Source organism: Pseudomonas sp. GM33 (assembly GCF_000282295.1).
Classification (GTDB): Bacteria; Pseudomonadota; Gammaproteobacteria; order Pseudomonadales; family Pseudomonadaceae; genus Aquipseudomonas; species Aquipseudomonas laurylsulfatiphila.
In genome coordinates this window covers 103,704-120,792 of the sequence record NZ_AKJO01000070.1, presented here as the reverse complement: position 1 = coordinate 120,792, position 17,089 = coordinate 103,704, and the positions used below count along the sequence as shown (strand labels likewise).

The following is a 17,089-nucleotide window of genomic DNA, read 5'->3' as shown; positions in this document are numbered from 1 at the left end:
CATGAGCCTGGACTGGAACGCGGCGTGGCGTCAGCAGGTGCTGCCGACGCTGGCGGCTGAAACCTGGGACCTGATCGTCATCGGCGGCGGCATCAGCGGCGCCGGCATCCTGCGCGAAGCCGCGCGCCGAGGGTGGCGTTGCCTGCTGCTGGAGCAGCGCGATTTCGCCTGGGGCACCTCCAGCCGCTCTTCGAAAATGGTCCATGGCGGCTTGCGTTACATCGCCAAGGGCCAGTGGCGCCTGACCCGCGATTCGGTGCGTGAACGCCAGAGGCTGCTCGACGAAGCGCCGGGGCTGGTCGAGCCGATGAGTTTCATGATGCCGCATTACCGTGGCGGTTTTCCCGGACCGCGGGTGCTGGGTGGATTGCTGTCCATTTATGACGCGTTGGCCGGGCGGCGCAGCCATCGCTTTCATGACGCGCAGCAACTGCGGTATCTGGCCCCCGGGGTGAAGGACCATGACCTGCTGGGCGGCACCTGTTTTGTCGATGCGCTGACCGATGATGCCCGCCTGGTGATGCGCGTTCTGGGCGAGGCCCGGGCCGACGGCGCCGTGGTGCTCAACGGCGTGCGCGTGCAGCAATTGCTGCGTGAGGAGGGACGCGTTTGCGGGGTTCAGGTCGAAGACTGCGAGGGGGGCGGATCACTGACAGTGCGTTGTGGGGTGTTGGCCGTGGCCACCGGCGCGTGGGCCGAGCGTTTGCGCCTGCCCGATGCGCCTCGCCAGTTGCGCCCGTTGCGTGGCAGTCACCTGTTGTTGCCGGGCTGGCGCCTGCCCGTGGCGCAAGCCTTTACCTTCCTGCACGAGCGTGACCGTCGACCGGTGTTCGTTTTCCCCTGGGAGGGGGCCACGGTGGTCGGCACCACGGACCTCGATCATCGCGAGGATCTGGATCAAAGCGCGAGTATCAGCGCCGAGGAGCTCGACTATCTGCTGGCGGCTTGCACTCAACAATTCCCCGGCGCTGAAGTGGTCGCAGCCGATGTGCTGTCGACCTGGTCGGGTGTGCGTCCGGTGGTGGGCAGCGTGGCGGGTGAGCTCAAGCCGTCGAGTGAAACCCGTGAGCATGTGCTGTGGCAGGAGCCGGGTTGCGTGACCCTGGCCGGCGGCAAGCTGACCACCTTTCGCCCGCAGGCGATCGAAGTGCTCAGGGCCTGCGCGAGTATGCTCGAGCGGCCCTTCAATGATGACGCCGCGCCGGTGTTCGCCATCGTGCCGCCGCTGGCGATACCCGGACTCAGCGCCAGCCAGTGGCGGCGCCTGGCCGGGCGGCATGGTCGTGACCTGCCGAGGCTGGCGCAACTGATCGCCCGATTGGGCCATGAAACGGTAGGCAGCACGGACACCTTGTGGGCAGAACTGGCCGTTGCCTGCGAGGCGGAAATGGTTCTCCATCTCGATGACCTGCTGCTGCGCCGCACCCGCCTGGGCCTGCTGCTGCCGCGCGGCGGCGAGGATTGTTTCGCGGCCATTCGCCAACTCTGCCAGCCACGACTGGGCTGGGACGATGAGCGTTGGCAGCAGGAGATACAGCGATATCGGGCGTTGTGGCAACGCCATCACGGATTGCCGGATGCCACGCATTGATGCCCATTGAAGAGAGCTCCATGGATAACCACCCGAACAAGCGTTACCTGTTGGCCATCGACAATGGCACCCAGAGCGTGCGCGCGCTGCTCTTCGACCTGCAGGGCAATCTGCTGGGCAAAGGCAAGGTCGAGTTGCAGGCCTATTACTCGGCACAACCTGGGTGGGCCGAGCAAGACCCGGAATATTACTGGGAGAAACTGGGTGAAGCCTGCCAGCAGGTGTGGCAGCAAACGGGGATCGATCGCTCGCAGATTGCCGGCGTGTCCCTGACCACCCAACGCGGCACGGTGATCAACGTCGATGCCCAGGGCAAGCCTTTGCGCCCGGCCATTCTGTGGCTCGATCAGCGTCAGAGCGAAGTCGAAGGCGGTATCAAGGGACCGTGGGGCTGGTTGTTCAAACTGGTCGGCGCGCAAGCCACGGTGGACTACTTCCGCGCCCAGGCCGAGGCCAACTGGATCGCCCGCCACCAGCCTGAAGTGTGGGCGGCGACCGACAAGTTCCTGCTGCTCTCGGGGTTTCTCACCCATCGTCTTTGTGGGCGCTTTGTCGATTCCGTGGGGTGTTGCGTCGGTTACTTGCCCTTCGACTTCAAACGCCTGAAATGGGCCGCACCCACCGACTGGAAATGGCAGGCGCTGGCGGTGCGTCCCGAGCAACTGCCGAGCCTGCACAAGCCCGGTGAAACCCTCGGCTACATCAGCGCCGAGGCCAGCCGCCACACCGGCATTCCCGAGGGGCTGCCGCTGATTGCCGCAGGTGCCGACAAGGCCTGCGAAGTCGTGGGTTCCGGCGTCGTCGACGCCGACACCGTGTGCCTGTCCTACGGCACCACGGCGACGATCACCAGCACCCGCTCGCGCTACCTGGAAATCGTCCCGTTGATTCCGCCTTACCCCTCGGCGGTGCCGGATCAGTTCAACTGCGAGGTGATGATCTATCGCGGCTACTGGATGGTCAGCTGGTTCAAGAATGAGTTCGGCCTGCGGGAAATGCAGCAGGCCAAAGCCCAGGGCGTAGAGCCCGAGCAGCTCTTCGATGCGCTGGTCGAGGCTGTGCCGCCGGGCTCCATGGGGTTGATGCTGCAACCCTACTGGTCGCCCGGCATCCGCGAGCCGGGTGTGGAAGCCAAGGGCGCGATGATCGGCTTCGGCGACGTGCATACCCGCGCGCACATTTACCGGGCCATCCTCGAAGGCCTGGCGTATGCCTTGCGCCAGGGCATGGAGAAGATCGAGAAACGTTCGGGGGTCTGCGTCAGGCGCTTGCGCGTCGCCGGTGGCGGCTCCCAGAGTGATGCCGCGATGCAACTCACGGCGAACATTTTCGGCCTGCCGGCCGAGCGTCCGCATGTCTACGAAGCCTCCGGCCTGGGTGCGGCCATTTGCTGCGCGGTGGGGCTGGGGCTGTACGCGGATTTCCCCACGGCGATGGCCGCCATGACGCGGGTCGGTGCGGTCTTCATGCCGCAACCCGAGGCGCAGCAGGTCTATGAGCGACTGTACAAAGAGGTCTACCTGCGCATGTATCGACAGCTCAAGCCGTTGTACCAGAGCATCCGCAAAATCACCGGTTACCCCGCCTGAAAGAACACCGAAGATCCCCTGTGGGAGCGGGCTTGCTCGCGAAGGCGATGTGTCAGTGACATCAATGGCGACTGACACTCCGCCTTCGCGAGCAAGCCCGCTCCCACAGGGGGCGGTGGTGTGTTTTGCGCCGTGCATGTGGCGCTATCGGAGAACTTTTCTGGTGAGATTGGACAGTGTCAGGGGCAGGGTCGGTTGTTAGGCTCACCCTCACTGCACATCCAATAAGAACCAGGCAATGAAGCTGACACTCCTCCTGTTGCTGCTTTGTGGAACGGCGCCGATGGCATGGGGCTGGTCCAACCATACGGTGGGCAGCTACCTGGCGTTGCAGGACCTGTCGGCCTTGCGCGACGCACCGCAGGTCGAAGTCGAGCCTTTGGAACAGTTTCTCTCACAACAATACGAGGCGGTGAGCGCGTTGCTCGACGAGCAGGAGCGCTTCGCCCGCGAGCACTTCGCCCAGTACCCGCCGCGCCCCGACAGCCTGCGATTGCCAGCCGTGCCAGGGGACAATCTGCGCCACGACTTCCTCACCGCACTGCGCATCAATCCACAGATTCATCTGGCGATGGTCATCCAGCCGATGCCGGGCAAGGATCTGCCCGAGCGTGAACACCTCAAGGCCGAGCAGGTCATGGTCGAGCAAACCCTCTCGCCGTGGAATCGCCAGCGCTTCATTCGCGTGACCGACAACGAAAAAGTCGCGCCCTTGGCCGTGTTGGCCAGTGCCGCCGATGAGCCGGATTACGGCCACGACATCAACCTGTTCAGCGACAACCCCGGCGACGTCGGCGCGCTATACGGCTTCGGCCCACAGCCGTTCGGTGACGCGCGGTTTCAATACAGCTCCCAGGCACCGTTCCACATGGGGTTCTTCCATGAAAGCCCGGTGGTGTACGCCGCTGCCGGATTTCTCGAACGCAGTTGGCCCGACTGGCGCGCCTATCAATACATGGGATTGGCGCGGCTGGCCTTTGCCACCGGCCATCCATATTGGGGTTATCGCTTTCTCGGCTGGGGCCTGCACCACATTCAGGACCTGACCCAGCCTTATCACGCCAAGCCATTGCCCGGTGTCGACCTCGCCAGTCTGCTTCTGCTGGAAGGCAAGGCACTGGCCGGTTTCGCGGCCGACAAGCAGGCGTCCATCGAACGCGTTGCGACCCGGCACATGGAAGTGGAGAAGTATCAGTCGAGCTGGCTGCGTCGTTTGCTGCGCACGGGCCAGCCCCATCCGATGCTCGACGCCTATGCCGATTCCGCCCAGGACGCCCGTTACCCGCCGTACTCGGTGGACTACCTGCGCGAAGTGGTGAGTGCCGAGTCTGTCGACGCGTCCGCAGCGTTCGATGAAGCCATCGGCCAGTGGCTGGAAACAGCACCGATCAGCGGCGATTTCAGCCGCGGTAATCAACTGCAGCGCGAAGACTTCGACCACCCGGCACTGAACCGACAGCTGTTCAAACTGCTGGGACATTTCGGCGCGCACAGCCGGATTTATGCCGGTGCGGGATTGGCGCGCCAACCCTCGCAGTAACGCACACAACAACAATAAATCCAGGGAAAGAGGAAAAGATCATGAGCACTCGATTTCGCCTGTCTGGCGCGGCGCTTCCCGGTGTGGGCCTGGCAGGGCTGCTGCAACTGTGCGCGGTCGACGGCGTGCAGGCCGAGGAGTTCAGCGTGCTGGACAACCAGGTCACCGGTTCATTCGACAGTACCTTGTCTTATGGACGCTTGTGGCGGGTCCAGGGCCGGGACAAGAACAACGACGACGTCAACACCAACGACGGCAATCGCAACTTCGACACCGGGCTGGTTTCAGAGGTGTACAAGATCACCTCGGAGCTCGAGGCCAACTATCAGAACTACGGGATGTTCGTGCGCGGTACCGCGTTCTACGACACCCAACTGATGGACAAGCGCAACGATTACTACGACAACAACAACCCGTCGCAACCCAGTCAGAGTTTCCCGCAGGACGACCATTTCACCAGCCAGACCCGCGACATCGCCGGCAGCCGGGTGGAGTTGCTCGACGCCTACCTCTATGGCAATTGGGACGTGGCGCAGATGCCGGTCACCGCACGTGTCGGGCGCCAGGTGTTCAACTGGGGCGAGGGGATTTTCTACCGTGGCGGGATCAACACCACCAACCCGGTGGATGCGGCCAAGTACCGTTTGCCCGGGGCCGAAGTCAAGGAAGTGCTGGTCCCGGTGGAGGCGCTCAGCTTCAACATCGGCCTGACCGATAGCCTGACCCTGGAAAGCTTTTACCAGACCAACTGGAAGGAAACCCGCATCGACCCGGTCGGCACGTTCTACTCGCAGACGGACCTGTTCGCCGACGGCGGCAACACCGCCTACAACAACTTCAGCGGTACCGCGCTGGACACTCCGGTGCCAGGCTTCGGCAACGTGATCGATCTGTACAGCGCACTGGGCAACAACCCGCTGCTCAACCAGGCCCTGAGCACCACCGGCCTGTATGCCAACGGGGTCACCCCGACCTTTGGCAACACCGTCAAGGTGGCCACGGTCGGCAAGGATTTCAACGCGCGCAACGACGGCCAGTTCGGTTTCGCTTTTCGCTACATCGCAGAAGCACTCAACAGCACCGAGTTCGGGTTGTACATGGTCAACTACCACGCCAAGGAGCCGACCATTTCCGCCGATCTGGGCGGGTACCAGGGCATCGACATGAATGCCCTGACCAACCTGTTGGCCGGTGTCGCCGGCAGCCAGGCGGGGCAGTTGGCCAACGGCCTGGCGACCGTGGATGTGCTGGGCAATATTCAGGCGCACCGGCGCTACGCCGAAGACATCCGCATGTACGGCTTCAGTTTCAACACCACCCTGGGCCAGGCGTCGGTGTTCGGTGAAGTGGCGTATCGGCCGAATCTGCCCATCGGGGTCGCCGCCACCAACGATCTGATCGGCGACCTGGCCAACGGTGCCGCCGCAGCGGCGGGCGGCCAGACCATCAACATCGGCGGGCAGCAGGTCACGCTCGACAGCCAGATCAATAACGCCGAGCGGGTGGAAGCGTTCAACACGTCCCTGGGCACCATCTACAACTTTGGCCCGAGCCTGTCATTCGACTCGATGTTCGGCGTATTCGAGCTGGCGTCCGAGCACCTGCGCGGCAGCAGCCTGCAATACACCGCTTATGACGGCAGCAACCGTTACTACGCGGGCACCGGCAACTTTTCCTATGTGTCCGGCGGCGAGCGCGACGACCAGGTCAACCGCAACTCCTACAGCTACACCGCGATGCTCAACGGCACCTGGAACGACGTGTATGCCGGGGTCAACGTCTCGCCTTATGTCGTCTACAAGGATGACTTCGAGGGCAACAGCTATCAGGCGGGCAACGTGATCGAGGGCCGCAAGGCCTACACCCTGGGGATCAAGGCCAACTACCAGAACAGGCTGGAGGCCGAGCTGCAATACACCGAGTTCTATGGCGGCGGGCAGGACAACGGCCTGCGTGACCGCGACAACATCGGCTTCAACCTCAAGTACTTCCTTTGATTGCTACACGCAGACCCTGTGTGGGAGCGGGCTTGCTCGCGAAGAGGGCGGCACATCCCACACACCTGTCGCCTGACACACCGCTTTCGCGAGCAAGCCCGCTCCCACAGGTTTTTGTATTTCGGAGAACGATCATGTTTCACACTTCACGACTGACCAAGACCACCCTGGCACTGTTCCTGAGCCTTGCCGCCGGCAGCGCGCTGGCCGCGGTTACGCCCCAACTGGCCGAGCAACTGAAAACCACCCTGACCCCAATGGGCGCCGAGCGTGCCGGCAACGCCGCCGGGACCATTCCGGCCTGGACCGGCGGCATCACCCAGGCGCCGGCGGGCTACAAGCCAGGCCAGCATCACCTGGACCCCTATGCGGCGGACAAGCCGCTGTTCACCATCACCAAGGCCAACCTTGAACAGTACAAGGCCCACCTCAGTCCGGGTCAGGTCGCCCTGTTCAACAGCTACCCCGACACCTTCCAGATGCCGGTCTATCCCTCACGCCGCTCTGGCTCGGCGCCGCAGTGGCTGTATGACAACACCTTGAAGAATGCCACCGCGACCAAGCTGCTCGATGGCGGCACCGGATTTGCCGATGCCTATGGCGGTGTGCCGTTCCCGGTGCCCAAGGACGGGGTCGAGGTGCTGTGGAACCACATCACCCGTTATCGCGGCATCTATGTGGTCCGTCGTGCCTCCGAAGCGCCGGTGCAACGCAACGGCAGCTTCGCACTTGTGACCTCGCAGCAGGAGGGGCTCTTCAACTATTACCGCCCGGGCGGGCAATTCGCCGACCTGAAAAACATCCTGTTCTACTACCTGGCCTTCGTGAAGAGCCCGGCCCGCCTGGCGGGTGGTGCGGCCTTGGTTCACGAGACCCTGGACCAGCTCAAGGACCCGCGTCAGGCCTGGGTCTACGATGCGGGCCAACGCCGTGTGCGCCGGGCGCCGAACCTCGCCTATGACACCCCGATCGCCTCTTCCGACGGCCTGCGCACGGCGGACGATACCGACCTGTTCAACGGCTCGCCGGACCGCTACGACTGGAAGCTCAAGGGCAAGCAAGAGGTCTACATTCCCTACAACAACTACAAAGTCGGCAGCCCCGAAGTGAAGTACGCGCAGCTGCTCACACCGGGCCACCTCAATCCGCAATACACCCGTTATGAGCTGCACCGGGTCTGGGTGGTCGAAGGCACGCTCAAGCCGGGTGCGCGGCATATCTATTCCAAGCGTGTGCTGTTTCTGGACGAGGACAGTTGGGGCGCCGCCTTGGTCGATCAGTATGACGGGCGAGGGGAGTTGTGGCGGGTGTCGATGGCCTACCTGAAAAACTTCTACGACCTGCCCACCACCTGGAGTGCGCTGGACGTTTTCCATGACCTGCAGGCGCGTCGTTACTACGTGCAGAACCTGGATAACGAAGAGCAGGGCACCGTGGACTTCGCCCAACCGGTGCCGGAAGACGCGTACTTCATGCCGTCGGCATTGCGCCAGCGTGGGACGCGGTGATATTGGCCATTCGGAAGATTGCCGGGTTTTGGTTTGCCAGAATGTGCTAGACTGCAATCAATGATTTCATTGATTGCAGGAGGCGTCATGGCCAGCATCACAATTAGAAACCTTGATGAGAAACTCAAGGAGCAACTGCGCATCACAGCGGCTCATAACGGACATTCCATGGAAGAAGAGGCTCGCCTGATTCTGGGCAGGGCCTTGGCGACGGTTGATCGTGCCGGTGGACTTGGAAGCAGGATCCGCAATCGTTTCAGCACTCTGGGCGGAGTCGAGCTTGATCTGCCGGAGCGTTCAGAGAAAGCAACGGCGGTGGATTTTTCTGAATGATAGTGCTCGATACCAACGTTCTTTCAGAGTTTATGCGAGTCGAGCCTGAAAGCCGGGTGCTTGCCTGGGTTGATGCGCAGCCGGCGATGGATCTGGCAGTCAGTGCGGTAACGGTGGCGCAAATACTCCACGGCATCGCACGCCTGCCTTCGGGCAAGCGTAAACAAAAACTTGAAGCCCATGCCATGGCCATGTTCGAAGAGGACTTTGCCGGGCGCATTTTGCCGTTCGATGCTCATGCCGCGGTTGAGTACGCAACGCTGACGGCAGGTGCTGAGGCAAATGGGCGTGCGGTTTCAATGGCTGATGCGCAAATTGCCGCCATTTGCCGAAGCCATGGGGCGGCAATAGCCACCCGCAATGTTCGAGATTTCGGATTTTCCGGGATTGAAGTCATCAATCCTTGGGAGGCCTGAACATCTTCGCTGACAGGTAGATTGCCATCGCGGGCAAGCCACGCTCCCACAGGGTTTTGAGTCGTTCACAGATTCTGTGTTCGACACCTTACCTGTGGGAGCGGGCTTGCCCGCGAATGGGTCTTTCAATCACCGCAGGTATACGGTCAAACGCGGAAGTGGCTCACCATCTGCTGCAATTGACCACCCAACCGTGCCAGTTCAACGCTGGACTTGGCGGTCTCATCGCTCGCCGCAGCCGTCTGTTCCGACACATCGCGCACGTTGATGATGCTGCGGCTGATCTCCTCGGCCACGGCGCTTTGCTGTTCGGCAGCCGCGGCGATCTGCTGGTTCATCGACTGGATGTTGGACACCGTGCGGGTGATGCTCTCCAGTGACTCGCCGGCCTTGCGGGTCAGAGCCACGCTGCTGTCGGTGAGGACGCGGCTGTTGTTCATCACGGCGGACACTTGTTGCGTGCCGTTCTGCAGGCCGGCCACCAGGCCTTCGATTTCCTCGGTGGACTTCTGCGTGCGCTGGGCCAGGCCGCGGACCTCGTCGGCCACCACGGCAAAACCACGGCCGGCTTCACCGGCGCGGGCCGCTTCGATGGCGGCGTTGAGCGCCAGCAGGTTGGTCTGCTCGGCCACGGCCTTGATCACGTCCATGACGCTGCCGATCTTGTCGCTTTCCTGTTGCAGCACGCTCATGGCCTCGGTGGAACGCACCACTTCGCTGGCCAGGCGCTCGATCTGGGCGATGGCTTCGTTGACCACTTTGTCGCCTTCACGGGCTTCGCCGTCCGCCGCCGCAGCGGCTTGCGAAGCTTCTTCGGCGTTGCGCGCGACTTCCTGCACGGTGGCGGTCATCTCGTGCATGGCGGTCGCGACCTGATCGGTCTCGACTTTCTGGCTGTTGACCCCGGCGCTGGTCTGTTCGGTCACGGCCGACAGTTCCTCGGCGGCGCTGGCGATCTGGGTCACGCCGTCGCGGATGCCGCTGATCAAGTCGCGCAGGGTCACGCCCATGCGTGCGATGCCTTGTTGCAACACGCCGAGTTCGTCACGACGGGTGACCAGCACGTTCTGGGAGAGATCGCCGCTGGCGATGCGGTCGACCACCGCCAGGGTTTCGCGCAATGGACGGGTGATCTGGCGCGTGATGACCACGGCGGCAATGATGCCCACCAACAATGCCAGCAATGTGCTGATCAGTTGCAGCGTGCGTGCCTGGGCGCTTTCGGCGTCCCGGCGGTCGAGCTGGATCTGATACAGCTGATCGCTCTGGGACACGATGGCGGCGCCCTGTTCGGTCATTTCCTTGCGCGCCTGCACCGCGTCATTGCTGGCGGCCTTGTAGGCCTGCAAGGCACTGCGATAGTTGCCCAGCGCGGTTTCCAGCTGACGCAGGGCGTCTTGCTGGGTGTCAGCGAAATGCGCGTTCAGCGGTTTCAGGCTGGCGATGGCGGCGTCCAGTTGGCCGACCGCTTTTTGTTCGGTTTCGGTATTGGTGGTGGCGGTGTATCCACGTACTTCATAACGCGCCAACAGGAAGGCTTCCTTGGCCGTTGTAATGGCCTGGAACTGTTCGAAGCGCTGGTCGCTCAGCGGCATTTGCTGCACGCGGGTGTTGATGTCATTGATCAGCGAGTTGGCGGTTTCGGCGTTGACGCTCATGGCGTCGCGGGCGCTGTTGCCGGCGCGATAAGCGTTGCGCATTTTGCTTAGGGACGTCCTGTAGGCGTCGATCACGGTGCCCTGCTCCCGGAGCAGCTTGAGGTTTTCCGGGCTCTTGAACTTCGCCAGCAGGGCCTGTTGCTGGGCCGAGAAGGCATCGAGGGTGGTCTGCACGCCCTGCGCGGCGGTTTCGTCGCCGTTGGTCAGCATGTATTGCAGGCGAACCACGCGCAGCTTGGTCAGGCCGGCGTTGAGCTGGGTGATGTCGCTCATCCAGTTGCTGCGGTCGATCAACCCGCCCAGGCTGCTCCAGCCGGTCAGGGCGAGGACGCAGGTCAGTGCCAGCACGAGGCCAAATCCAAGGCCCAGTTTCAGGTTCACGCTGATGTTGCCGAACCAGCTATTCATCAAATTCCTCCAGGAACGTAGTGCTTCTTTTTCGTCGGTTGGCTGGAAGATTGTTTTTTTTGGGGGCCGCCAAGCTGTGTAAGCAGGCTGTATCGGCAGCAATGGCGGGAGCTGAAAGGATTTTTCCAAATGGATTCTGTAACAAGATTTTTACAGTGCTTTTAAGCTTTTTTTCACATGTGTTTCACCTGCCACCGACGCACGCTTCTTTAACCTCCCGGGATCTAATGAGGTGGTGCGTGCCGGCGAGGCGGCTTGATGTGGAATTGAGACTGAGTCTTTTCGGGATAAAACGCTCGATCGATCTGAAGCGCTTCGCCCGCTATCGTAACGCTGCGGTGGTGTTGGCCTCGGCGCTGCTGGTGATTCCGTTGACCTTTTTTTTGCTGCGTCCCGCCACTGCACCGGACCTGGCTCACGGCAATGTGGCCGGTGCACAGGCTTTGATGACGGGATGGGCCAAGGGCGACGTGATCGTGCTGGTGCGCCACGTCGAGCGTTGCGATCACTCCTCGGCGCCTTGCCTGGTTGGCAATGACGGCATTACCGAGCGCTCTCGCAGCATTGCCGAGAGCCTCGGGGCGCAGTTCAAACACCTTGGCCTGGGCAAGGCCGATATCTACCACAGCCCGATCCTGCGTACGGCTCAGACGGCCAACTTCATGTTCAACAAGGTTGGCACGGGAGAGGACTGGCTGATCAGTTGCAAGGGCACCATGCTGCGTGACGCGCTTGCGCATAAAGTGGCCGGGCGTAACCTGGTTCTGGTGACCCACAGCGAGTGCATGGAGCAACTGGAAAAAGAGCTCGCGTTACCGCCTTCGACCCTGGGTTATGGCGCTTCACTGTTTATTTCCGCCGAAACCCCACAGACTCCGCACATGCTTGGCTTTATCGAAGCTTCCGACTGGAGCTCGGTGAGCACTCATTGAGCTTTTCTTTCCTCTTTCTGAATCAGGATTCACAATGCTGACCGCCTCTCGCTACCGCTTTTATTGGGTGAATTTCGGTATTCCGCTGGCCTGCGCGGTCGTGGTGTTCCTGATGTTCGACATGACCAGCATCGACATCGCCTTCAACAATTACTTTTTTGATCCGGTGACGCAGACATACCCGTTGGACCAGGTCCACCTGTTCGAGAAAATTACCCACAAATGGGCGCGGATCATCCCGAACTGGACTGGCGAAATTGCGATTATCGGTGCCTTGCTGTCGTTTCTCTGGCCGCGCCTGAAGGCTGAAAAACATTCGAAAATCATCGCCTTCCTGGAAAAAATCAAAGTCGCACCGGTGCTGCGCTTTGCCACCCGCCACCGTCGCGATTTTCTCTACGTCGTGTTCGCGTTCTCCATCAGCACCGGGGTGATTCACTACCTCAAGGGCCACACCAGCGTGTATTGCCCGATCGAGACCACCCTGTACGGCGGCAAAATGCAGCACGTCGAGTGGTACGAGAATTTCGACCTGCTGAAAGTCGCCGGTGAAGGGCGCTGCTGGCCGGGCGGACATGCCTCGGGCGGTTTCACCATGCTGGCGTTGTACTTCGTGGCTCGCCGTTATCGCTGGCGCTATTCGAAAGCGATCATGTACGGCTCGCTGACCCTCGGTTTCATCTACGGCACAACGCGGGTGCTGCAAGGCTGGCACTACATGTCCCACACCTTCTGGGCCGGGATCTTCGTGTGGCTGGCGTGTTTGCTGACGGCGCTGGCGTTTTACGGGCGAGCGAGGCTGGAACAGCCGGTGCTCTCCAAAGCGCAACAATCGGTGCCGGTGGCTCAGAGTCAGCCAGTGAATTGAGTGGGCGTAGCCCGGGGGAATTGTAGGAGCCAGCCTGCTGGCGATGGACTCAAGAGCGCCGTGTTCATCCAGCTCACACGCGTTATCGTTAACGCCCATCGCCTGCAAGAGTCGAAAAACCAGTGAAAGCCCAAAAAAAAAAGCCCGCGGGAGGGCGGGCAAACCGTAGTTTCTTGAATGAGCGAGCGAAATGTACAGGCTGGCGCGAGAGGGTGGGGTGAAGAAAAATTCATCTCGATCAAAGCCCCGCACCAGAGCCTGCGACACCGCTACGGCAAATGATCCGCGGCAAAGTCGGCTTCCGACCGTGCACGTAAACGGCCCTTGCGGCAAGCTTGCTGGAAGCGCTCGAAATCGCGCTCGTTCTGCTCGGTATAGCCCTGGGCGTATTTATAAAGCGCATCGGCCAATGCCTCGCTCTTGCCGATGTAGCCGCTGATCACCGCCGCCTGCCCGGAAGACTTGGCATGGGCGCGAGCCAGGGCTCGGCCGCAAAGCCGGCCATAGGCCGCGAAGGCATCGCCATCGAAAGTCTCGAGTTCGGCGGAGATTTTCATATCGCGCAATTGCCGCACATAGAAATGCCGCCCGCTGGGACCGGTGGTCCAGCCGAGGAACAGGTCGCTGGCCGATTGCATCAAGCGTTGACCCTCGACCACCCGCTGCCCTTCATGCCGCACCCGCGACCTGGCCTTCACGTAGCCAGCGAGCACCGAACGCCGCGCTTCCTTGAATTGCAGGAACAACGGGAACTGCTGATCGTCGGTCAGCAGCGCCACCAGGCAACGGGTGCCGACACTGCCGACGCCCACCACCTTGAACGCCATGTCCTGCACATGAAAACGCGACAGCAGATCACGGCGGTCCGCTTGCAGGGTGCCGCGATAGTCACGCATGAAAGTGTCGTAGAGCGGGCGCCAGTCCGAGAGGCGCAACCAGTCATCATCGGCGTCCAGCAATGTGGTGTTCTTGTGCAGGTGGAAAATTTCCGGCAGGTCATCGCGAATGATCAGACGCCCATGGGCGTCGCGTTCGCTGATTTTTGGCAGCAGTTCGGCATGGGTGCGACGCTCGGCTTTTTCGATGGCGCGTTCCACGTGCTCCAGAGTGCTTTTGTTGGCCTGCGCCAGCAGGTCGTCATAGCTGATGGATTCGTACCAGGTTTCCAGCGAACTTTGTTCGGCGCATTCGAGCATGGTTTTCTGATAGGCACTCACCACCTCATGGCAGATGCTTTCTTCAACCGATTCGCCATGGCGCAAGTCGCGGGCGGCCACCAGAAAACTCGCCACCAGGCGTTTCAAGTCCCACTCCCACGGCCCGGGATGGGCTTCGTCGAAGTCGTTGACGCTGAACAGCAGGTTGCGTTCAGGCGTTGCGAAACCGCCGAAGTTCATCAGGTGGCTATCACCACATATCGGCGACACCAGCCCCATGTTCGAAGTGCCCGCCAAGTCGTGGGCCTGCAGCAGCGCATTGCCGCGATAGAAGGTGAACGGCGACACCAGCATGCGCCCGTAGCGCAACTCCACCAGCGATTTGACGCGTCCTTCACTCGACGCCTTGATCAGCGCTATCGGGTCGCGGTCGACATTGCCCAAGGCTGCTTGCGAACGGCGCGAGCACTTCTTGCGCGCATCCTTGCCTTGCTTCAAACGGTCGGTGAGGGTCGTCATGGGGGCCTATTCGACGGGTGTTTTAGGGCGTTTGCGAATGGAGTGTAGAAGGGCTTTGCGGGTTCATGCGAAGTGTTTGCCCGGCGACTGACCTGTCTGTCTGGTATCGGCATGTATCGATCCATCTCAAGCCTCTGCTTCGTCGAGTGGCGCGATCTTGTCTAGTGCCCGGTTCACCAGCAATTGCGCCAGCACGGCCAACTGCTGGATTGCCAGGGCGATGTTGCGACGCGAACTCTCAAGCTCGCAGGCAAGGTCGGTGCTCATGACGTTGAGCGAGGCGAGGGTTTCGCTGGCGTGGGTGAGCAGGGATGGCGTGTCGATGTCGGGGCGGATGGTGAAGACGTGGCTGACGGGGTCGAGGTGATTGGGGTTGCGCAGGCGGGCGCTGATGGCGGGTTCGGTGGTGTTGGAGAGGTTGGATAAGTCGGGTGATTCGGTTGTTGTATCAGGTGAAGAGTCTTGCAGGGTGGGGCTGTGTCTTTTCATGATTGAGATCCTGGTTTGTTTATAGGAGCTGCCCCGTTTTTCAGCCTGTCAAAGCCGGTCGCTGATTTTCAGCGACCCAGAAAGGCTATCGTCGAGAAGTAGGCCCCGCCAGTTCATGAATGGCGATGCGTTTTGCGGGAAATGTCCTAGGACGCGGTGAAGTCACAGGTCGCTCGATTTCACCGTGTGCTTGAAATGATGCTCCCAAAGCCTCACCCCCAACCCTCCCGTCCGGTCCAGCGACGACCCCACCGTCAAATCCGTAATCAAGGTCGGCTGCAAGCCCGCATCAAACAGCGCAAACCCCGCCGCCAGGCAGCAGGTTTCGGTCTGCAGGCCGCACACCAGCACGCGCTCGACGTTCAGGCTTTTCAGGTAGTCGATGGTTTGCGGCGTGGGGGCGTAGCCGTGTTTGATGAAAATGCGGTCTGCGGGGATCAGGCTGTCATCGTCCGGCGCGGGGTGCCAGCCAAGCTGTTTTTCGAAAGGGGTTATGAACTCGTCGTGACGCTCGACCGTGGCGACACTGGGCAGGGTGCCGATGAGTGCCTGGATACCTTCGACCAGCCACTGTGGTGGGGCGAAGCCGGGTTGTACGTCGATGATCAGGAGGGCTTGGCGCATGGGCTTCTCCGGGAGAGAGGGTGGTGACGCGGGGACCTGCGGTTGGAAAACATCCGGGCGGTTTCGCTGGCCTCTTCGCGGGCAAGCCCGCTCCCACAGGGTGCGGTGTGAGGCATGAATTATCAAACCCCAGATGCAATAAGGCCCGCACTGGGCGGGCCTTGTCAGCTTTGATTGTGGGGCCGGGTCAATGGGTTACCACAATGCGATGTCATAAGTCAGGTACAGGCGATAGTTATCTCGATCACTGGCGTAGGTAGAACGATAAGTGGCTTTTCGCACTTCGATGCCTATGCCTTGGAACGCGCTGCTCTGTATGACATATCGCAGATTGGTGTCGGATTCCCACTCCCGGGCTTCGCGTCCTTTGTAGTCCCCGTTCTCGCCCTTGTAGTAACGGGTCATCAGGCTCAGGCCAGGCACAAACGCAGCGAAGTCATAGTCGTAGCGCAGCATCCAGGTCCGCTCACCGGCCTGGATGAACTTTCCGACGCCGGCATTGGAGAACGAATAGACCGTCGACACGCTGGTGTAGGGCAATGCCGTATCGCCGCTGACTTTCTGATAACCCAGGCCAAGTGCATGGCCGCCGAGGCGATAGGTGAAAAGACCGCTGAACATATCGGCATCCACCGCACCATTGCGTGCCTCACCGGCATCGCCACTGATGAAGTAGCGCAAATCGCTGGTCAGGCTGCCACTGCCTATCGGTTGTTTATGCACCAGACCGAAAAACTGCTGCCGGTAGAACTCACGCATCTCCCCGTAATACCAGGTGCCGCTGAGGGTGGGCGTGAACTTGTAGGTGGCGCCGGCAAAATCAAAGTCAGTGCCTTTGCTGCCGGTGTAGCCCTGTGGATAGATATCGACGCTGTCGGTGGAATTGCGCTGCTTGAACTTGTCCAGATGACCGCTGTGCAAGTACAGATCGCGGATGCCGCTGTATTCGATTTGCGTACCGCGAAAGGTTTGCGGCAACAGGCGCCCATCGTTGTAGACCAGCACCGGAATCCTCGGCATCAGGTTACCGGTCTTGATCACGGCCTCGCCGATTCGCATTTTTGCAGTGATACCCAGGCTGGAAAAACCATCCGCTGCATGGCCATCGTCGTGCACCGGCAGCAAACCGGTGCCCGCATGGGTCGGGCTGGAGTCGAGCTTCAGGCCGGCCAGGCCCAGCGCATCCAGACCGAACCCCACCGTACCCTCGGTGTAGCCCGATTGCAGGTTGAGCAAGAAACCCTGCGCCCACTCTTTGCGGTCCTCGCCACCGTCGCGATAACCATCGTTGAAGTAGTAATTGCGCAAGGTCAGTTTGCCTTGGGAATCCTCGAAAAATCCTTGGGCCATCAGCGCTGGCGACAGACCCGCCAGCAATCCTGCGGACACAATGCCGCCTCTCGTGAACAGTCCACGCATGGTGTTTTCCTCAGCCCCGCATTATCGGTTTTATGGGCAGT

At 61.2% G+C, this 17,089-nt stretch carries 14 protein-coding genes and 1 pseudogene; 9 read left to right on the top strand and 6 right to left on the bottom strand.

Going from position 1 to position 17,089, the window contains the following annotated elements; translation table 11 throughout:
- Position 1 precedes the first annotated feature (1 nt).
- From PMI26_RS19335 to PMI26_RS19365, 7 genes are all read left to right on the top strand, one after another.
- A complete protein-coding gene (locus PMI26_RS19335) occupies positions 2 to 1,591 on the top strand; it encodes a glycerol-3-phosphate dehydrogenase/oxidase (protein ID WP_007973196.1) in 1,590 nt (529 codons plus the stop codon).
- Between the two features lie 20 nt (positions 1,592 to 1,611).
- Positions 1,612 to 3,180 (top strand): FGGY-family carbohydrate kinase, encoded by a 1,569-nt coding sequence (locus tag PMI26_RS19340; RefSeq protein WP_033047692.1) that lies wholly within the window; start codon positions 1,612 to 1,614, stop codon positions 3,178 to 3,180.
- A 238-nt stretch (positions 3,181 to 3,418) separates the two neighbouring features.
- The gene (locus PMI26_RS19345; protein WP_033047690.1) at positions 3,419 to 4,720 is read left to right on the top strand and encodes a phospholipase; all 1,302 of its coding nucleotides are present in this window, start codon (positions 3,419 to 3,421) and stop codon (positions 4,718 to 4,720) included.
- 41 nt (positions 4,721 to 4,761) lie between these two features.
- Positions 4,762 to 6,717, top strand: coding sequence for a DUF1302 domain-containing protein (locus tag PMI26_RS19350; protein WP_007973190.1), 1,956 nt, complete (start codon positions 4,762 to 4,764; stop codon positions 6,715 to 6,717).
- A gap of 134 nt (positions 6,718 to 6,851) precedes the next feature.
- Positions 6,852 to 8,225: a DUF1329 domain-containing protein gene (locus tag PMI26_RS19355; protein ID WP_007973188.1), complete on the top strand. Its 1,374-nt coding sequence runs from the start codon at positions 6,852 to 6,854 to the stop codon at positions 8,223 to 8,225.
- Between the two features lie 87 nt (positions 8,226 to 8,312).
- Positions 8,313 to 8,558: a FitA-like ribbon-helix-helix domain-containing protein gene (locus tag PMI26_RS19360; protein ID WP_007973186.1), complete on the top strand. Its 246-nt coding sequence runs from the start codon at positions 8,313 to 8,315 to the stop codon at positions 8,556 to 8,558.
- Positions 8,555 to 8,974, top strand: coding sequence for a type II toxin-antitoxin system VapC family toxin (locus PMI26_RS19365; RefSeq protein ID WP_007973184.1), 420 nt, complete (start codon positions 8,555 to 8,557; stop codon positions 8,972 to 8,974). The genes PMI26_RS19360 and PMI26_RS19365 overlap by 4 nt, the downstream gene beginning before the upstream one ends.
- A gap of 146 nt (positions 8,975 to 9,120) precedes the next feature.
- Here the strand turns inward: PMI26_RS19365 and PMI26_RS32305 are convergent, their stop codons facing one another.
- Together PMI26_RS32305 and PMI26_RS32300 are read right to left on the bottom strand one after the other, a co-directional pair.
- The gene (locus PMI26_RS32305; RefSeq protein ID WP_371319542.1) at positions 9,121 to 9,825 is read right to left on the bottom strand and encodes a methyl-accepting chemotaxis protein; all 705 of its coding nucleotides are present in this window, start codon (positions 9,823 to 9,825) and stop codon (positions 9,121 to 9,123) included.
- 201 nt (positions 9,826 to 10,026) lie between these two features.
- Positions 10,027 to 10,905: pseudogene (locus tag PMI26_RS32300) on the bottom strand (methyl-accepting chemotaxis protein); the annotation flags it as partial.
- Positions 10,906 to 11,300: 395 nt separating this feature from the next.
- Here PMI26_RS32300 and PMI26_RS19375 point away from each other — a divergent pair.
- Positions 11,301 to 11,972, top strand: coding sequence for a histidine phosphatase family protein (locus PMI26_RS19375; RefSeq protein WP_033047688.1), 672 nt, complete (start codon positions 11,301 to 11,303; stop codon positions 11,970 to 11,972).
- Positions 11,973 to 12,006: 34 nt separating this feature from the next.
- Entirely contained in the window at positions 12,007 to 12,840 is an 834-nt protein-coding gene (locus PMI26_RS19380; protein ID WP_007973181.1) for a phosphatase PAP2 family protein, read from the top strand.
- Between the two features lie 269 nt (positions 12,841 to 13,109).
- Here PMI26_RS19380 and PMI26_RS19385 read toward each other — a convergent pair whose 3' ends face one another.
- The 4 genes from PMI26_RS19385 to PMI26_RS19400 all read right to left on the bottom strand — a co-directional run bounded on the left by PMI26_RS19385 (position 13,110) and on the right by PMI26_RS19400 (position 17,048).
- Positions 13,110 to 14,516, bottom strand: coding sequence for a DUF2252 domain-containing protein (locus tag PMI26_RS19385; protein ID WP_007973180.1), 1,407 nt, complete (start codon positions 14,514 to 14,516; stop codon positions 13,110 to 13,112).
- Positions 14,517 to 14,642: 126 nt separating this feature from the next.
- On the bottom strand, positions 14,643 to 15,005 hold the full coding sequence (locus tag PMI26_RS19390) for a DUF6124 family protein (RefSeq protein WP_007973177.1): 363 nt from the start codon (positions 15,003 to 15,005) through the stop codon (positions 14,643 to 14,645).
- A 162-nt stretch (positions 15,006 to 15,167) separates the two neighbouring features.
- A complete protein-coding gene (locus tag PMI26_RS19395) occupies positions 15,168 to 15,629 on the bottom strand; it encodes an isochorismatase family protein (RefSeq protein ID WP_007973175.1) in 462 nt (153 codons plus the stop codon).
- A 195-nt stretch (positions 15,630 to 15,824) separates the two neighbouring features.
- Positions 15,825 to 17,048 (bottom strand): OprD family porin, encoded by a 1,224-nt coding sequence (locus PMI26_RS19400; RefSeq protein ID WP_007973173.1) that lies wholly within the window; start codon positions 17,046 to 17,048, stop codon positions 15,825 to 15,827.
- Between the last annotated feature and the right edge of the window lie 41 nt (positions 17,049 to 17,089).